The sequence below is a fragment of the Vibrio sp. 10N.286.51.E5 genome (genome assembly GCF_041469125.1).
GTDB classification, from domain to species: domain Bacteria; phylum Pseudomonadota; class Gammaproteobacteria; order Enterobacterales; family Vibrionaceae; genus Vibrio; species Vibrio crassostreae_C.
Genome location: NZ_JBFRJZ010000047.1, coordinates 50,479 through 67,030, shown reverse-complemented (window position 1 = coordinate 67,030; position 16,552 = coordinate 50,479). Strand labels below are relative to the sequence as shown.

At 45.0% G+C, this 16,552-nt stretch carries 17 protein-coding genes; 14 read left to right on the top strand and 3 right to left on the bottom strand.

Annotated elements, in window-relative coordinates; translation table 11 throughout:
• The 7 genes from AB4161_RS17220 to purF form a co-directional block, all read left to right on the top strand.
• Positions 1-1,467, top strand: a 1,467-nt coding sequence (locus tag AB4161_RS17220; RefSeq protein ID WP_372083700.1) for a FimV/HubP family polar landmark protein, incomplete at its 5' end; no start/stop codon positions are given.
• A gap of 194 nt (positions 1,468-1,661) precedes the next feature.
• Entirely contained in the window at positions 1,662-2,456 is a 795-nt protein-coding gene (truA, locus tag AB4161_RS17215; RefSeq protein WP_004734161.1) for a tRNA pseudouridine(38-40) synthase TruA, read from the top strand.
• 176 nt (positions 2,457-2,632) lie between these two features.
• Positions 2,633-3,559, top strand: coding sequence for an acetyl-CoA carboxylase, carboxyltransferase subunit beta (accD, locus tag AB4161_RS17210; protein ID WP_017062348.1), 927 nt, complete (start codon positions 2,633-2,635; stop codon positions 3,557-3,559).
• Between the two features lie 42 nt (positions 3,560-3,601).
• Positions 3,602-4,864 (top strand): bifunctional tetrahydrofolate synthase/dihydrofolate synthase, encoded by a 1,263-nt coding sequence (folC, locus tag AB4161_RS17205; protein WP_372083699.1) that lies wholly within the window; start codon positions 3,602-3,604, stop codon positions 4,862-4,864.
• Positions 4,865-5,440: an SPOR domain-containing protein gene (locus tag AB4161_RS17200; RefSeq protein WP_372083698.1), complete on the top strand. Its 576-nt coding sequence runs from the start codon at positions 4,865-4,867 to the stop codon at positions 5,438-5,440.
• 61 nt (positions 5,441-5,501) lie between these two features.
• Complete coding sequence (locus AB4161_RS17195; RefSeq protein ID WP_009848678.1) at positions 5,502-5,993, top strand: CvpA family protein; 492 nt, start codon at positions 5,502-5,504, stop codon at positions 5,991-5,993.
• A 34-nt stretch (positions 5,994-6,027) separates the two neighbouring features.
• Positions 6,028-7,542: an amidophosphoribosyltransferase gene (gene purF, locus AB4161_RS17190; RefSeq protein WP_017062345.1), complete on the top strand. Its 1,515-nt coding sequence runs from the start codon at positions 6,028-6,030 to the stop codon at positions 7,540-7,542.
• A 100-nt stretch (positions 7,543-7,642) separates the two neighbouring features.
• Here purF and AB4161_RS17185 read toward each other — a convergent pair whose 3' ends face one another.
• Positions 7,643-8,518 (bottom strand): LysR family transcriptional regulator, encoded by an 876-nt coding sequence (locus AB4161_RS17185; RefSeq protein ID WP_017062344.1) that lies wholly within the window; start codon positions 8,516-8,518, stop codon positions 7,643-7,645.
• A gap of 228 nt (positions 8,519-8,746) precedes the next feature.
• Here AB4161_RS17185 and AB4161_RS17180 point away from each other — a divergent pair, with 228 nt between their 5' ends.
• The 7 genes from AB4161_RS17180 (at position 8,747) to recR (ending at position 14,690) form a co-directional block, all read left to right on the top strand.
• Positions 8,747-9,850: a response regulator gene (locus AB4161_RS17180; protein ID WP_102332530.1), complete on the top strand. Its 1,104-nt coding sequence runs from the start codon at positions 8,747-8,749 to the stop codon at positions 9,848-9,850.
• Positions 9,851-9,998: 148 nt separating this feature from the next.
• Positions 9,999-10,136 carry a hypothetical protein gene (locus AB4161_RS17175; protein ID WP_017067606.1) on the top strand — a complete coding sequence of 46 codons (138 nt, stop codon included), beginning with the start codon at positions 9,999-10,001 and terminating at the stop codon, positions 10,134-10,136.
• Positions 10,137-10,210: 74 nt separating this feature from the next.
• Positions 10,211-10,582 carry a YbaN family protein gene (locus tag AB4161_RS17170; RefSeq protein ID WP_372083709.1) on the top strand — a complete coding sequence of 124 codons (372 nt, stop codon included), beginning with the start codon at positions 10,211-10,213 and terminating at the stop codon, positions 10,580-10,582.
• Positions 10,583-10,743: 161 nt separating this feature from the next.
• Entirely contained in the window at positions 10,744-11,289 is a 546-nt protein-coding gene (apt, locus tag AB4161_RS17165; protein ID WP_017062340.1) for an adenine phosphoribosyltransferase, read from the top strand.
• An 18-nt stretch (positions 11,290-11,307) separates the two neighbouring features.
• Positions 11,308-13,530, top strand: a complete 2,223-nt coding sequence (gene dnaX / locus AB4161_RS17160; RefSeq protein WP_372083697.1) for a DNA polymerase III subunit gamma/tau — start codon at positions 11,308-11,310, stop codon at positions 13,528-13,530.
• A 152-nt stretch (positions 13,531-13,682) separates the two neighbouring features.
• Positions 13,683-14,012, top strand: coding sequence for a YbaB/EbfC family nucleoid-associated protein (locus AB4161_RS17155; protein ID WP_017062338.1), 330 nt, complete (start codon positions 13,683-13,685; stop codon positions 14,010-14,012).
• A gap of 78 nt (positions 14,013-14,090) precedes the next feature.
• A complete protein-coding gene (gene recR / locus AB4161_RS17150; RefSeq protein WP_019823189.1) occupies positions 14,091-14,690 on the top strand; it encodes a recombination mediator RecR in 600 nt (199 codons plus the stop codon).
• Positions 14,691-14,756: 66 nt separating this feature from the next.
• On the opposite strand, the gene aqpZ is transcribed toward recR, so the two are convergent.
• Both aqpZ and AB4161_RS17140 read right to left on the bottom strand, forming a co-directional pair.
• The gene (aqpZ, locus tag AB4161_RS17145; RefSeq protein ID WP_017070317.1) at positions 14,757-15,446 is read right to left on the bottom strand and encodes an aquaporin Z; all 690 of its coding nucleotides are present in this window, start codon (positions 15,444-15,446) and stop codon (positions 14,757-14,759) included.
• 242 nt (positions 15,447-15,688) lie between these two features.
• Positions 15,689-16,495, bottom strand: coding sequence for an endonuclease/exonuclease/phosphatase family protein (locus AB4161_RS17140; protein ID WP_019823193.1), 807 nt, complete (start codon positions 16,493-16,495; stop codon positions 15,689-15,691).
• Positions 16,496-16,552 lie beyond the last annotated feature (57 nt).

Here is a 16,552-nt window from a genome sequence, read left to right as displayed (position 1 = left end):
GCACTAGCGGAAGCTGATGCTGAATCAACACCAGAACCAGTAACGCCAGCTATTGATGCTCAACCAAGTGTTGAGCCTCAAACTGAAGCCCAAGTTATAGCTCAGGCGCAAGACGACGAAGAGTTTTCGTTTGATGATTTCGACTTACCAGAGTTTAGTGAAGAAGACGCACTAGCGGAAGCTGATGCTGAATCAACAACAGAGCCAGCAACGCCTGCTATAGACTCTCAATCAAGTGTTGAATCGCAACCTACCGCTGAGCCTCAGTTAGATGCTGCACCACAAGTTGAAACTGCGAAACCAGAAAGCGAAGAAGAATTCTCGCTTGATGACTTCGAACTACCAGAGTTTGGTGAAGACGATGCGTTAGCGGAAGTGGTGAGTGAACCAGATGAAGCACAGTTAGAGCAAGACTTAGCGCCTGACACAGAGAAGTTCGAGTTCGATGACCTTGATCTTCCGGAGTACGATGAAGAAAGCGCAAAAGCAGACTCTGTTTTAGATGATATTGAGCAAAGCAATGCCGAGCCGGTGGCGGAAGCCCAAGGCGTAGAGTTCGATGAGTTTGATTTACCGGAATATGGTGAAGATGAAGCCATCTCTGATGCGTTTGCTGAGAAGCCAACACCACTGACTTCTTTCAGCCCACAAGGCGAAGAGCAAGATGCGTTGCATGATCTGTTCTCAAATCCGCAGAGCTATAGTCAGGCTGATGATTTCTCGAATGCTGAAGACTCTGAACCGGCTGGTTTTGCACAGCCAGAACAATCACTGAGCGCGGCTTCAGAGCCAAACTCAACGCCTGCAGCGATTCAAGACGAGCCACTAGAAGGCTTTGATGACTTTGATGAGACAGCATTAGCTGAGTTGCTTTCTGAAGATGTTCAAGACTCTGTCGACAACATGTTCGATAAGCCATTGGACGCAACTTCGATTGATAGCGCAGGGTTAGATATTGACGCCATGCTTGAAGTCGGCGGCGAAGACTGGAAAGGCTTTAACCTAGCGCCAGAACAACAATCGAGCATGCATAATGATGTGCCTGATGACCAACAAGAGATTTGGGCATCGGCTGAACAGCAAGCTGAACCGAAAATCAAAGAAGAGAATTGGGCTGAACAAGACAATTTAACCGAATCAGGCAACAGTCGTGATAAGCAGTACATGACGATTGATGAGCTAATGGCTCAAGTCGAGCAAGAAGGTGAAGAAGTCATTAATCCAGACGATGAAGAGCTTAAACTGGATGTGGGTCTTAACGAATTCCCTGATGTTATCGGTGATATTGGCAATTATGATGTCGACAGCAATGCAGAAGCTGCGGGTAAGCTTGATTTGGCCAAAATCTACATCGAGATGAGTGACTCGCAAGGGGCAATTAAGCTTCTAGAAGAGGCAATCGTTGACGGCAGCGATGATATTCGTCGAGAGGCAAAAAATCTTATCGATACGTTAAACGGTCGATAAATTTACAAATCAGAAAGGGTAGCGTTGGCTACCCTTTATTTTAAGGCGATACAGAGCGCTATCGTTTCATTTGGTTTTTCAACAGCATCGTCTCGGTCGATGCTGATTGTTTATTGAAGTTTTAGCCCCATCCTATTTGGGCTAGCACTGATTTCCGTATATACTTCTCGCCCATTTTCAAAGAGAACAAGAACATGAAAATTGCTTTAGGTATTGAATATAACGGTACCCACTACTTTGGTTGGCAGCGCCAACGAGACGTGAAAAGTGTCCAAGAAGAATTGGAAAAGGCTCTTTCAGTTGTCGCGAATCACCCTGTAGAAGTTATGTGCGCAGGTCGTACAGATGCCGGTGTTCACGGTACGGGACAAGTCGTTCACTTTGAAACTAATGTCGATCGTAAAATGGTGGCATGGACAATGGGCGCGAATGCCAACATGCCAAAAGATATTGCGGTTCGTTGGGCGACAGAAGTGAATGAGGATTTCCATGCTCGTTTCTCGGCTACTGCCCGCCGTTATCGCTACATTATCTTTAACCATGCACTACGCCCAGGCATTTTGAATTCAGGTGTGAGCCATTATCATGGTCATCTTGATGAGAAAAAAATGCATGAAGCGGGTCAGTACTTACTTGGTGAGAATGACTTCACTTCGTTCAGGGCAACACACTGTCAATCTCGTAGCCCATGGAGAAACATGATTCACTTGAACGTGACTCGTCATGGACACTACATTGTGATCGATATTAAAGCGAATGCGTTTGTTCACCACATGGTGAGGAATATTACGGGTAGCCTTATTGCCGTAGGTAAAGGTGAGCAGAAACCAGAGTGGATCCAGTGGCTTTTAGAAGCTAAAGATCGAAAAGTAGCCGGCGCAACTGCAAAAGCGGAAGGTTTGTATCTGGTGGATGTTGATTATCCTGAACATTTTGAGCTACCACGAGAGCCAATTGGTCCTCTATTTTTACCGGATAATTTGAACTAAATGTGAGACTTAGGTTCAAAAATTATTACGGTTTAGTGCGTAAGATAGTCCCAGGAAATAGGTACAACCAGTTTTTTATCTACAGTCGCTGTTTTATGTGCTTTAATTCCCACGCATAATTCCCAAATTTATTTCTTTCGCAATCAAGCGGAAGAATCGAAACAAAAAGGTCTTCCATGAGTTGGCTTGAAAAGATTTTAGAAAAAAGCAACATCGTAACATCTCGTAAAGCGTCTATCCCTGAGGGTGTTTGGACGAAATGTACTTCTTGTGAGCAGGTTCTGTACCATGCTGAACTAGAGCGTAACCTAGAAGTATGTCCAAAATGTGACCATCACATGCGCATGAAAGCACGTCGTCGTCTGGATACATTCCTAGACAAAGGTGAGCGTGTTGAACTAGGTGCTGATCTTGAGCCACAAGACAAGCTGAAGTTTAAAGACTCTAAGCGTTACAAAGAACGTATCTCTGCTGCTCAAAAGAACAGTGGTGAAACAGACGCATTAGTTGCAATGAAAGGCGAACTATTGGGTTTACCTATCGTAGCGTGTGCTTTTGAATTCTCATTCATGGGCGGCTCAATGGGTTCTGTTGTTGGTGCTCGTTTCGTGAAAGCGGTAGATGCTGCTATCGAGAACAACTGTGGTTTAGTGTGTTTCTCTGCAAGTGGTGGTGCTCGTATGCAAGAGGCATTGATGTCTCTAATGCAAATGGCGAAAACCAGTGCTGCGCTTGAGCGTTTATCTGCGAAAGGCCTACCGTTTGTTTCAGTTATGACTGATCCAACAATGGGTGGTGTTTCTGCAAGTTTGGCAATGCTTGGCGATATCAATATTGGTGAACCAAAAGCACTGATCGGTTTTGCTGGACGTCGTGTAATCGAACAAACGGTACGTGAAGACCTTCCTGAAGGTTTCCAACGCAGTGAGTTCCTACTAGACCACGGTGCTATCGACATGATTGTTGACCGTCGTGAGATGCGTCAGCGCGTTGCAAGCCTTGTTGCTAAAATGACCAACCAGCCTTCACCATTAGTAGTTTCTGTGAACGATTCACCGAATGAAGCTACTTATGAAGTACCAGAAGCGCCAGAAAAAGGGTAAAGTACCTTCTAACAAACCAACTTAATTATGGTTATGAGTTAGATGAGTCAACAACCTATTCCTCAAGCCACATCCTCTTTGGAGATGTGGCTTGATTATTTATTAAACATCCACACAAGCGCTATTGATCTTGGATTAGACCGAGTTCAGGCCGTCGCCTCTAAGGCAAACCTCACCAAACCTGCTCAACATGTTATTACTGTTGCCGGAACCAATGGCAAAGGCTCAACATGTGCACTGATGGAAGCGATTCTATTGGACGCTGGTTACTCAGTTGGTGTCTACAGCTCTCCTCACTTAATTCGCTATAACGAACGTGTTCGTATCAACGGCCAAGATCTATCTGATGAAAAGATGGTTCAGTCTTTCGATTTCATTGAGAAAGAGCGTGGCGAAATCAGCCTGAGTTTTTTCGAATATGGCACTTTAGCGGCGTTACGTGCATTTCAAACTGAAGCGGTTGATGTTGTGCTTTTAGAAGTGGGTTTAGGCGGGCGTTTAGACGCGACCAATATCGTTGAGCATGATGTTTCTGTGATTACTAGTTTGGCTGTCGACCATGTTGACTGGCTAGGTGATGACATCAATGTGATTGGTTTTGAGAAAGCGGGCATTTATCGTAGCGGTAAACCCGCTATCTGTGGTCAACCCAAGCCACCGGCTACGGTTGCAGCGCACGCTGATGACATTAAGGCTGAGTTCTACCAAGTCGGTATTCAATACACTTATGATGTTGACGGTGATACGTGGAACTGGCGCAGTGGTGCATTCCAACTAGAATCACTACCTATTCCAAGCCTGCCGTTACCTAACGCTGCAACAGCGTTGATGGCATTGGGCACATCAGAGCTTAGTATTAGCGACGTGAACGTGGTTAACGGCATGAAGAATGCGCAGCTTCCAGGTCGTATGCAGCAAATTAGCGAACAACCCGTGATTGTGCTTGATGTGGCGCACAACCCGCATTCTGCTGAGTACTTTGCGCAGCAAGTCGCGAAGAAGTATGCAGGCAAAAATTTACACGTTGTAGTCGCCATGCTTCATGACAAAGATATCCCCGCGACATTGGAAGTATTAGCGCCAATCACAACTCATTGGTATCCAGCTTCATTGCAAGGGCCACGCGCAGCGACAGCTGCTGAATTGTGTCAAGGCCTACCCGAAGGCGTAGAGCAGCATTCAAACCCTGTCACAGCTTTTGAAGCGGCTTTAGCTTCTGTTAAAGGTGACGATGTTGTGTTGGTTGTCGGTTCTTTCCATACAGTGGGTGAAGTGTTGGAGCATTGGCAGAAAAAAGGAAACTAAATGGCAAGTAAATTCCAAAGCCGGTTAGTCGGCACCATCATTTTAGTGGCCATTGGCGTGATTGTATTGCCCGATGTACTAGATGGTAAGAAGCTCCACTACAAAGAAGAGTTTGCAAGCATTCCAATTAAGCCTGAGCTTGATAGTAATGTTGAAGTGTTTGAAGTACTCGATCCCGTTGAAGATCAGATAGCGCTACCGGATTCTCCGGTTGAGCAAGTGGTTGAAAATGGTCGTACTGATAATTCAAACACGCAAACCGCGTCTTCTTCTAATGATAAAGAAGCAGACAAAGTGGCAGTTGTGGTTAAGCCGGTACCTGAAAAAAATGAATACCAAGACAGTGCTTGGATTATTCAATTGATGGCTTTGAAGAATGCTGACAACGCAAAAAACGTTGTTAAGGATCTGCAAAAGCGCGGTTATCAGGCTCACACCAAGCAAGAAAAAACTTTTACGCGAGTAATTATTGGCCCGGATGTCTCTAAATCCAAACTTGAGCGACAAATTAAGGAATTAGAAAAAATTACGGGTTCAAAAGGCCAGTTGCTCAAATTTAAACCGTTAAATCCATAAGAAAACGTTTGCGTCAGCATTTTTTCTGTTAAAATGCGCGCCAACTTAAGATGAAGAATTCATGAATTGGTTAGATTTTGTCATTTTAGGCGTGATCGGCTTCTCTGCCGTGATCAGTTTAGTTCGTGGTTTCGCTAAAGAAGCCTTGTCACTCGTTATTTGGTTTGGAGCATTTTTTATTGCTAGCCAGTACTACGCTAAATTAGCGATGTACTTCACCAATATCGAAGATGAGATGTTTCGAAACGGAACTGCGATAGCAGCATTGTTTGTTGCAACGTTAGTTGTGGGTGCCTTAGTTAACTATGTCATCGGTCAACTAGTTCAGAAAACAGGCCTGTCAGGTACAGACAGAATCCTCGGTGTCGTCTTTGGTGGCTTACGTGGTGTTCTGATTGTGTCAGCAGTGTTGTTTTTCATGGATGCGTTTACTGCATTCCCAAGTTCTGAGTGGTGGAAGAATTCGCAATTGGTTCCAGAATTTAGTCGAATCATTGCGCCGTTCTTCGAGCATTTACAAGCAACATCTAGTTTCTTATCTGGCGCGCTCTAGCGCCAGTTAATGTCGAAAAATCGAGGATTAGGACATGTGTGGTATTGTTGGAATCGTGGGTTCAACACCTGTAAACCAGTCTATTTATGACGCTTTAACGGTATTGCAGCATCGTGGCCAAGATGCCGCTGGTATTTGTACCATAGAAAGCAATCGTTTCCGTCTGCGTAAGGCGAACGGTTTAGTAAAAGATGTTTTTGAAGCAAAACACATGCAGCGCCTACAAGGTGAAGTTGGTATTGGCCATGTTCGTTATCCTACTGCGGGTAGTTCAAGTGCGTCTGAAGCTCAGCCTTTCTACGTAAACTCTCCTTTTGGCATTACGTTGGCGCACAACGGTAACCTGACGAACGCAAACGAAGTTCGTGAGAAGTTGTTCGAAAAAGACCGTCGTCATGTAAACACAACCTCTGACTCTGAAGTTCTACTGAACGTATTAGCTCATGAGATCGATACTGTTAAAGGTAACGTAACTTCAGATGACGTTTTCCGCGCTGTGGCAAATGTGCATCGTACAATTCGTGGTGCTTACGCCGTAACGGCGATGATCATCGGCCACGGTATGATCGCATTCCGTGACCCACATGGTATTCGTCCATTGTGTCTTGGTAAGCGTGAAGTTCAAGGTAAAACAGAGTACATGGTTGCGTCTGAATCGGTAGCACTCGATGCTGTTGGTTTCGACTTCATGCGCGACGTAGCACCAGGTGAAGCTATCTACGCAACGTTTGACGGTGAGCTTTTCACTAAGCAATGTGCAGACAACCCACAACTAAACCCATGTATCTTTGAGTTTGTATACTTTGCACGCCCAGATTCATTCATCGACAAAATCTCGGTTTACAGCGCACGCGTTGAGATGGGTGAGATGCTTGGTATGCGTATTAAAGAAGAGTACGCAGACTTAGACATTGATGTAGTTATTCCAATCCCTGAAACATCAAACGATATTGCGCTACGAATCGCTCAAGCGATCAATAAGCCATACCGTCAAGGTTTCGTGAAAAACCGCTATGTTGGCCGCACATTCATCATGCCAGGTCAGCAACAACGTAAGAAGTCGGTTCGCCGTAAGCTCAACGCAATTCGCTCTGAGTTTAAAGGTAAGAACGTTCTTCTGGTTGACGATTCTATCGTTCGCGGCACAACATCAGAGCAGATCATTGAGATGGCTCGTGATTCTGGCGCAAATAAGGTCTTCATGGTTTCAGCTGCTCCAGAGGTTCGCTTCCCTAACGTTTACGGCATTGATATGCCGAGCGCGACAGAGTTGATTGCTCATGGTCGTGATAACGAAACGATTTGTAAGCAGATTGGCGCAGACGCCTTGATTTTCCAAACGCTACCAGATCTGATTTCTGCAGTGGGCATGGGCAATCAAGACATCTCTCGTTTTGATACTTCTGTATTTAACGGCGAGTATGTAACGGGCGATATCGACCAAGTGTACCTAGATTTCCTAGACTCTTTGCGTAATGACGACTCAAAGGTTCAGCGTGAGATTCAACAAGATCTTGCTAACTTAGAGTTACACAACGAAGGCGCTTAACTAGCGTTTCGTTAGTCATACAGAGTTTCGCTAGCGATAGAGAAAATAAAAAACCAGAGCATCGGCTCTGGTTTTTTGTTTATAGAGAAGGGGATTGACCTTAATGAATGTGGTATGCGATCACAAAATCAATAAACAATCTCACTTTCTCTGGTAGATGGTCTTTGTGGTTATAAAGCATGTAAATATCACGAGGGTTAGCGCTCCAGTCTTCTAAGACTTGCACTAAGCTGCCATCTTCAATGTATTCACGAATCATCACGTCAGGCATCAGGGTGATACCTAGGCCTTCTGAGCACGCTTGTCTTACGACATTAAGCGCATTGGCGTTGAAACGGCCTTTCTCGCTATTCACCACCGTCTCTTCATTCGAATTACTCAGCTGCCACTTAATCAGCGGGTAGCCTTTGAGTAGCGAATGGTTCGCTAGCTCTTCAGCATGGCTTGGAGCTGGGTTCTTCGCTAAGTACTCAGGGCTCGCGATAAGAATATCTTTGACTTCACTGATTTTTCGAGCGATTAGGCTTGAATCACGCTGAGGGCCGACTCGGAAAATTACGTCCCACTCCGTTGGATCCAGCTGATCCGCTTGGTTGTTCATCATCAGCTCAATATTGATATCAGGGTATTGAATCATGAATTCACTGAACATTGGCATCATCATGCGCTTGGTCAGGTTTGAGGGTGCCGTAATACGAATCTTACCGGAAGCGCCTTTGCACACGTCAGTTAACTCTTCTGCAGTAGAAGAGAGACGTTGCAACAGCGGAGAGCATTCATTGAAGAAACGTTCGCCTGCCTCTGTTAAAGAAAGTTTACGCGCGTGTCTATTGAGAAGCCTAAGGTTCAAAGAATCTTCTAAGGCTTGGATGCGTCGTGTGATGGTCGCAACCGGAATCATAGTCTTGCGCGATGTTGCGGTGTAGCTCCCATTTTCAACGACGAGTCGAAAGAGGTTTAAATCATCTAATTTCATAAATCCAGACACATTTGTTTACAATCTCATCTAATTTATACGTAACAGTGAGATCAATGTTTGCGTTACGTCAACTCGTTGCACTATTTACAAGTATTCCAACCCTCGTCACGAATTACCAGTAAAGAGTGCAAATTTGTGTATTTAGCATTTTATTACTAAGTTTTATATTAGTTCTTAGAACAGATAACAATAATAATTCGACTTAGTTTTGTGAGGTTATAGATTATGTACAAAACTCACAGTCAGCCAGTAATGACCTCGGCTCAGGAAGTAATTAACCAAAAATGCGTGATGTTGGTTGATGATGATCCTATTTTTCGCCGTATAACCAGCGCGTACCTAGACAAGGTCGGTTATAAAGTGGTTGAGGCTGAAAATGGACTGGACGCTTTGCAGAAACTTAGAGACTCAGCGCCAGATTTAATTGTGTGTGACTTATCAATGCCAATACTTGATGGCATAGAGCTTGTGGAAGAGCTCAGTTTAGAGTACCCGTCACTGCCTATGATCGTTGTGTCTGGCACTGATGATATGTCTGACGTGGCGAAAGCCTTGCGATTTGGTATTAAAGACTTCTTGGCGAAGCCGTTAGAGGATCACCGTCACCTAGGAAGTGCGATTGCGAATACATTGACAGATTCGTTCGATAACATTTCAGACCAACGAGATTTTTCGAGCCAATGGTTCTGTGTGGATGATGGGGGAGAGATCCCTGAAGACCAAGAACTGCATTGGCACCTGAATTACCTTCAAGATAACCCAAGCGCAGCAAAAGACTTACTGCATGCGCTGCTTCCAGAGAAAGATACGCGACAAGGCTCATGGCGTTGCAGTTACCGGTTACTGCAATCAACAGAGATGATGCCACTTGTGTTTGACTATGCGTGGATGATGAACGGGCAGTTTGCTTTTTACCTCGTCGATTCATCGTCGTCTGATAATGGCGGCTCCGCGACAACATTGTTAGTGAGAGCGCTGTTCCACGATTACATAAGAAACAGAAAAGATTTTAATGTTGATCTCAAAGATATTGCTGAAATCTTAGAGAAGGGGATTCGTTGCTCTAAATGCTCCACCCCAGTGAATGCCTTGTTTGGTGTTGCTGACCTTGCCGAGGGAACCATCTCCATTTTGCCTGCGGGTCTAGACGGGCAATGGTCGAATGGTGAATTGAATCAATATATTGCAGCAGGTGAGCGCTTGGGTGAGAACTGCAAGAAGAACTTTATTACGCGGGACCTTCCGATCGAACAGGGCTGCCAACTGTCGTTGAGCCTACTTGGAGCGGCAAGTTTTAGTTTAGACATACACCAAGGGTCTACTGATTAACCCTATATTTCCTCGGTTTTTGTGAATAATTGATTAAGGTATAGTTGCGCAAATGGTGTGGCTATGCCTTTTTTGTTAAATGTCGATTTAGCAAAGCGGGTTTGGTTCGCCGGATACTTACCTTCACTAACAAAAACAAGAAGCAATCATGGCAGATAACAAAGACTTTCAAGACCCGTTTAATGTATTCTACTTTTTAGGATTTTTAGCCGCATTTTTAATGATTCCATTGCTACCAGCAACACTTACGTTGATCCGTGTATTCAATGGTTACGCAACATTCTAGTTAAGCTGTCGTCGCCGATTGGTGATAGCTAACTCAAGGAGGCCACAATTAGCGTTCGAGTTTTAAGCCTCAATATTGCTGGTGGCCTTTGTATATTTCTCGCAGTTCTAGGGATAGTTTTGCCCGTTCTGCCAACCACTCCTTTTCTCCTTCTTGCCAGCGCATGCTTCATGCGAAGCAATCCGCAAGTTCATAAATGGATGCATGAGCACAAAACGCTGGGTCCTTTGCTGAACAATTGGTATCAACACGGTGCCGTCACCAAACAAGTTAAAACGCGTGGCGTATTCTTTATCTTGTTGAGTTTTGCGTTATCCATCTACTTTGCCCCTATCATTTGGGTCAAGGCTTTCCTAATTTGTGTACTTGTTATTCTTCTCACATGGTTTATGCGACTTCCAACCCATGAGTTGGTTGCTGACAGCAAAGAAAATCACTACCATTAAGCCAGTGTGCCTGCTTGTATAGCGGGCGTTTATTATTTCAGCAATCAGAGTTATGACTCTCGTTGCAATGAATACCAATCGTACCTTTCCTTAATTCCGAGCGTTGATGTTTGATTCGTTAACGAGAGTTTGGAAAGCGGCCTAATGAAGTGCATAAGATTATGAACACAGAAAAAATCTCTCTGATCAAAGCAAGCATCAAAAGCATTCCTGATTACCCTAAAGCGGGTATTTTGTTCCGTGACGTAACAAGCTTGATGGAAGATCCAGTAGCTTACAAAGCGACTATCGACCTGCTAGCGGAAACATACAAGGACATGGGCTTTACTAAGATCGTTGGTACTGAAGCTCGTGGTTTCCTATTTGGTGCGCCTTTGGCACTTGAGCTAGGTGTTGGCTTCATTCCTGTTCGTAAGCCGGGCAAGCTGCCTCGTCAAACTGTGGCACAATCTTATGAGCTTGAGTACGGCACCGACACTCTAGAAATCCATACTGATGCTATCGTTGAAGGCGATAAAGTGTTGATGGTTGATGATTTGCTAGCAACGGGCGGTACGATTGAAGCAACAACAAAGTTGATTCGTCAGCTTGGTGGTGTGGTAGAACACGCTGCATTTGTTATTAACCTTCCAGAAATCGGTGGTGACAAGCGCTTACAAGGCTTAGGTCTAGAAGTGTTTAGCATCTGCGAATTCGACGGTCATTAATCCTTTTCGGAATTATTCATGAGCTATCTTGCGTTAGCGCGAAAATGGCGACCAACCAAATTCAAAGAAGTGGTTGGTCAAGCCCATGTTTTAACAGCATTAGAGAATGCCCTTAGCCAGAATAGGTTGCACCACGCATACCTGTTCAGCGGTACACGAGGTGTTGGTAAAACAACCATCGGTCGTTTGTTTGCTAAGGGACTCAACTGTGAAACAGGCATTACCTCAACACCTTGTGGTGAATGTGCAACCTGTAAAGAAATCGATGAAGGTCGCTTTGTTGACCTGCTCGAGATCGATGCGGCATCACGAACTAAGGTAGAAGATACCCGCGAGCTTCTGGACAATGTTCAGTACAAGCCTGCACGTGGTCGCTTCAAGGTTTACCTAATCGATGAAGTCCACATGCTTTCCAGGCACAGCTTTAACGCGCTTCTAAAGACCTTAGAAGAGCCGCCTGAGTATGTGAAATTCTTGCTCGCAACAACGGATCCACAGAAGCTTCCAGTAACGATCTTGTCGCGTTGTTTGCAGTTCCATCTTAAGCCGATCAGCGTTGATAATATTCACGAGCAGCTCGATCATATTCTTGAACAAGAAGATGTGACGTCTGAATCTCGTGCGCTTGGAATGATTGCTCATGCTGCTGATGGCAGTATGCGTGATGCGCTAAGCCTTACAGACCAAGCTATCGCATTGGGTAATGGCAATGTCGTAACAGATACTGTTGCTCACATGCTCGGAACACTGGATACCGACCAAGCTATCCACTTGCTTGAAGCGATTAGCAGTAAGCAGCCACAGCAAGCGATGGCGTGTATCCAAAGCCTTGCTGAGAACGGTGTTGAGTGGGATGGTTTGCTGAATCAGCTTGCGGCCCAACTGCATCGTCTTGCGATGTTCCAAGCTTTGCCATCTACATTAGATAAGGCACAGCCTGACGCTGAGAAGCTTGAACTACTGAGCAAAGCGCTTAGCCCACAAGACATTCAACTCTATTACCAGATCGTGTTGAAAGGTCGTGAAGACTTACCATTGTCGCCAACCGCTCGCGTTGGTATTGAGATGGTGGTTCTGCGTATGTTGGCATTCAGACCTGCTGAGCAAACTGTTGCTACGGCTATCTCGACTGAGTCGACTAGCCCAGCGCCTGCTCCTGCAGCTCAGAATCCGGTTCAGAACGTTGCTCAGTCAGTGAGTCAACCTGCGCCAATGGCAGCTCCGAGACAGCCTCAGATGCAACAACAGGCGCCTCAACAGCAAGCTATGCAGCAGCCACCCGTGCAACAGACTCCAGCACAGTATTCAGATTCGCAAGGTTACGCTGAACATTCAGGCAACCAAGGTTATCCTGAGCAGGATTACCCGCATAGCCAGTATGACGCGCCTCCTGCTTATGATGAGCGTCCAAGCTACGGTGCAGAGCAGCCTCAGCAGCAACAAACGAATTATCAAAACCAGAGTCCGGTTCAACAGCCAAGCGTTGCACCTTCTGCTCCGCAAGAGCAGCCAGCGCGTGCAACTTCGCCTGCGAGTGGTTTACGCCACCAATTACGTTCTCAACGTAGAGGCAGTTCGGCAACAGAAAACAAAGGCTCGGCGCCAAAAAAGGCTAAAGCGACACCAGCTAAAACTTCAGTTCTTGATCGAGTTGCTCAGCAACACGGTGGTTCTGAGCGGGTGTCGCCAGCTTCTTTATCAGCCTCTTCGACAGAAAATGTGACCAACGATAATGAACCTTATCGCTGGAAACCGTCTAAACCTGTAGTGAAAGAGGTGAGCAAAGAGCTTACACCTACTCAGATCAAACGTGCGTTGGAGCATATTAAGACACCAGAAATGGTCGATAAATTGCTTCAAGAGTCGATTGCTCAAGATGAATGGTCAGCCACGATTCAAAAGCTAGACACAGCCAAGCTTGTTGAACAGTTAGCATTGAACTCAGTGTTTGCTAAAAACGACACATCAATCACTTTAACGTTAAGAGCGAGCCAAGCTCACTTGAATACCGACCGCGCGCAGAGTGAGTTATTGCAGTCTCTCAATACTGTGCTTGGAGAAGAGTGTCATTTGAGTGTTGAAATCGGTGATGGTGGAGAAACGCCGCTAGAATTACGAGAACGATTGTATCAAGGTAAGTTGAAAGACGCGTTTACCGCTTTAGAAAACGATGCCAACGTACAGTTCATTGAAAGACGTTTTGCCGCTGAACTCGACAGAGACAGCGTTCGTCCTATCTAGAACGTTTTCTTGTTTAGTGACCGGCGTATCATCCCAGATAAGCAAATCTGAGAACTGAACATCGAGGGGTTGAATCACACTGTTTTAACCCCCATTTAAGCTCGTATAGCTTAATTAATTTTAATAAACCAATTAGACCAGAGAGTATTAACATGTTTGGTAAAGGCGGTATGGGCAACATGATGAAGCAAGCCCAGCAAATGCAAGAGCGCATGCAAAAGCTTCAAGAAGAAATCGCAAATATGGAAGTTACAGGTGAGTCAGGTGCTGGCCTTGTAAAAGTAACGATCACTGGTAGCCACAGCGTTCGCCGTGTTGATATCGATGAAAGCCTAATGGAAGACGATAAAGAGATGCTTGAAGATCTTATCGCTGCTGCTTTCAACGATGCGGCTCGTCGCGTTGAAGAAACTCAAAAAGAGAAAATGGCTAGCGTAACTGGCGGAATGCAACTTCCACCAGGTATGAAGATGCCTTTCTAAGTAACTTATTCTTAAAGGTTAATTCAGGTGGTGGTTTGTGTTGAACAGGCTATTACTTGAACATTAGAACGGTTAAATATGCGTACCAGTCATATGCTGGAGCATTTGATGGAGGCCTTACGTTGTCTACCTGGGGTTGGCCCCAAGTCGGCGCAGCGTATGGCCTTTCATTTGTTACAGCGCGATAGAAAAGGCGGCCTACAGTTGGCTGAAGCTCTTAGCCAAGCAATGACCGAAATTGGTCACTGTAATGAGTGCCGTACTTTTACTGAAGAAGATACTTGCCACATTTGTACCAATCCTAAACGTCAGGAAAATGGTCAAATCTGTGTAGTAGAGAGCCCTGCAGACATTGCAGCTATCGAAGCAACTGGCCAATATTCAGGTCGTTACTTTGTATTGATGGGTCATCTTTCACCACTTGATGGTATTGGTCCAAGCGACATCGGTCTCGATGTTTTGGACTACCGCCTGCGTCGTGGTGATATCTCGGAAGTAATCCTAGCGACTAACCCAACAGTTGAAGGGGAAGCGACAGCGCATTACATTGCTGAGCTATGTAATGCCCATGAAGTGAACGCAAGCCGTATCGCTCATGGTGTTCCCGTTGGTGGTGAGCTAGAGCTGGTGGATGGCACCACGCTTTCGCACTCCTTACTCGGTCGTCATAAGATCTAAAAAAGCCGCTTGGTGAAGCATCACTAAGCGGCTTTTTCTTTTATTGCTTTAGACGTTTTTCAGCGCTTAATCTGAACCTCTTACCGCTTTGTATATCATCGCGCCAATCACGGCACCAATAATCGGTGCAACCCAGAATAGCCACAATTGCGAAACGGCCCAATCACCGACAAATACAGCCACGCCGGTACTTCGAGCAGGGTTCACAGAGGTGTTGGTTACAGGAATACTGATAAGGTGAATCAAGGTCAAACAGAGACCAATCGCGATAGGTGCAAATCCAGCCGGTGCTTTCGAATCAGTCGCGCCCATAATCACGAATAGGAAAACCATGGTCATGACTACTTCACAAACGAGAGCCGCAGTGAGCGAGTAACCGCCCGGTGAGTGTTCACCATAACCATTGGAAGCAAAGCCAGAGGCAGCTGCATCAAAGCCAGCTTGGCCTGAAGCAATCACAAATAGCACGCCGCCCGCGATAATACCGCCAATCACTTGGGCAATAATATAAGGCGCAACATCCTTGCCATCAAAGCGACCACCACTCCATAGACCGATGGTGACAGCAGGGTTGAGGTGGCAACCGGATATATGACCAATAGCGAAAGCCATAGTGAGTACGGTTAAACCAAAGGCAAGGGAAACTCCGAGTAGACCAATTCCCACATCAGGGAAAGCCGCGGCTAAGACGGCACTACCACAACCGCCTAACACCAACCAAAACGTACCGAACATTTCTGCGATATACTTATTCATAACTATCCTTATTAATCTTTACCAGTATCAATAAGATAGTTTAGATTTCGCAGAAGTGTGAAATCTTGTGTATATAGTTGAAAGAAAGAACAGAGAATCTTATGTAATCACTTCGAACTCGCACTAAAGATCGTTAAGGTCAGTCGTATTCTATCGCTATTTTAGCAAGTAAGAGTGACCTGATAATTAGCCGTATTTGTGTCAGTATTCTTTTTATTTAAACTACGATGAGTTGATAAAAATTAAGTAAGTTCTACTTCTACCAACACCCCAAAGTGATCTGATACAACCGGATAAAAATCGTGATTAAAAATCACCTTATGCTGCTTTACCACTACAGGCTGATTACTAAGTACTAAATCAATGCGTAACGCTTGGCTATTTTGCTCCCAACCATCAATGTTTTTAATGACAGTGGTTCCATCATCTTTGATTTCAGCAACTTCATAACAATCCATCAAACCGCGTTGTAATACGTAATCATAGCCTTCATTACGTATATGGCTTGGGTTGTTGAAATCGCCTAATAGAAAGCTCAACTCTGTTGGTAAAGTTGCCTTGATTCGGTCGAACTGATCCTCAAATGAGTTCTCTGAGTCATTCCACCAGCCACAATGACAATTATAAAGATTAAAATCACCCTGTTGAGAGGTCACTTTAATACGCACTGCTCGCCGATGTTTCCAAAAGCTCACATCATAGTTATCACTTAAATCAATGACCTCATGTTCGACAATCGGTAGTCGCGTTAAAAATGAGAGCCCCTCTTGATATACTTCATAACTTTGATGAACGAAATCCCACGTAAGTTGGTAGTGATGACCGTATTCCATGAGTTTTTTCTGTAATAAATAACCATAGTTATTCGCCAACACAGTGTGATTGGTTAATATATTGGCATCAACGGCCGGGCTATCTTGATGTTGATTCACTTCCTGTAATGCAACCACATCGCACCCTTGCTCGATAATGGCTTGCGCGACCACATCTAACTTTTCTAGCTGTTTTTCTTCTTGCCAACTGTGGGTATTTAGTGTCATTAACTTCATTATTATTCACTTATTTATTCTAGTGAGATAAAACGCAGCGCACGGCTGCGTTTCTCG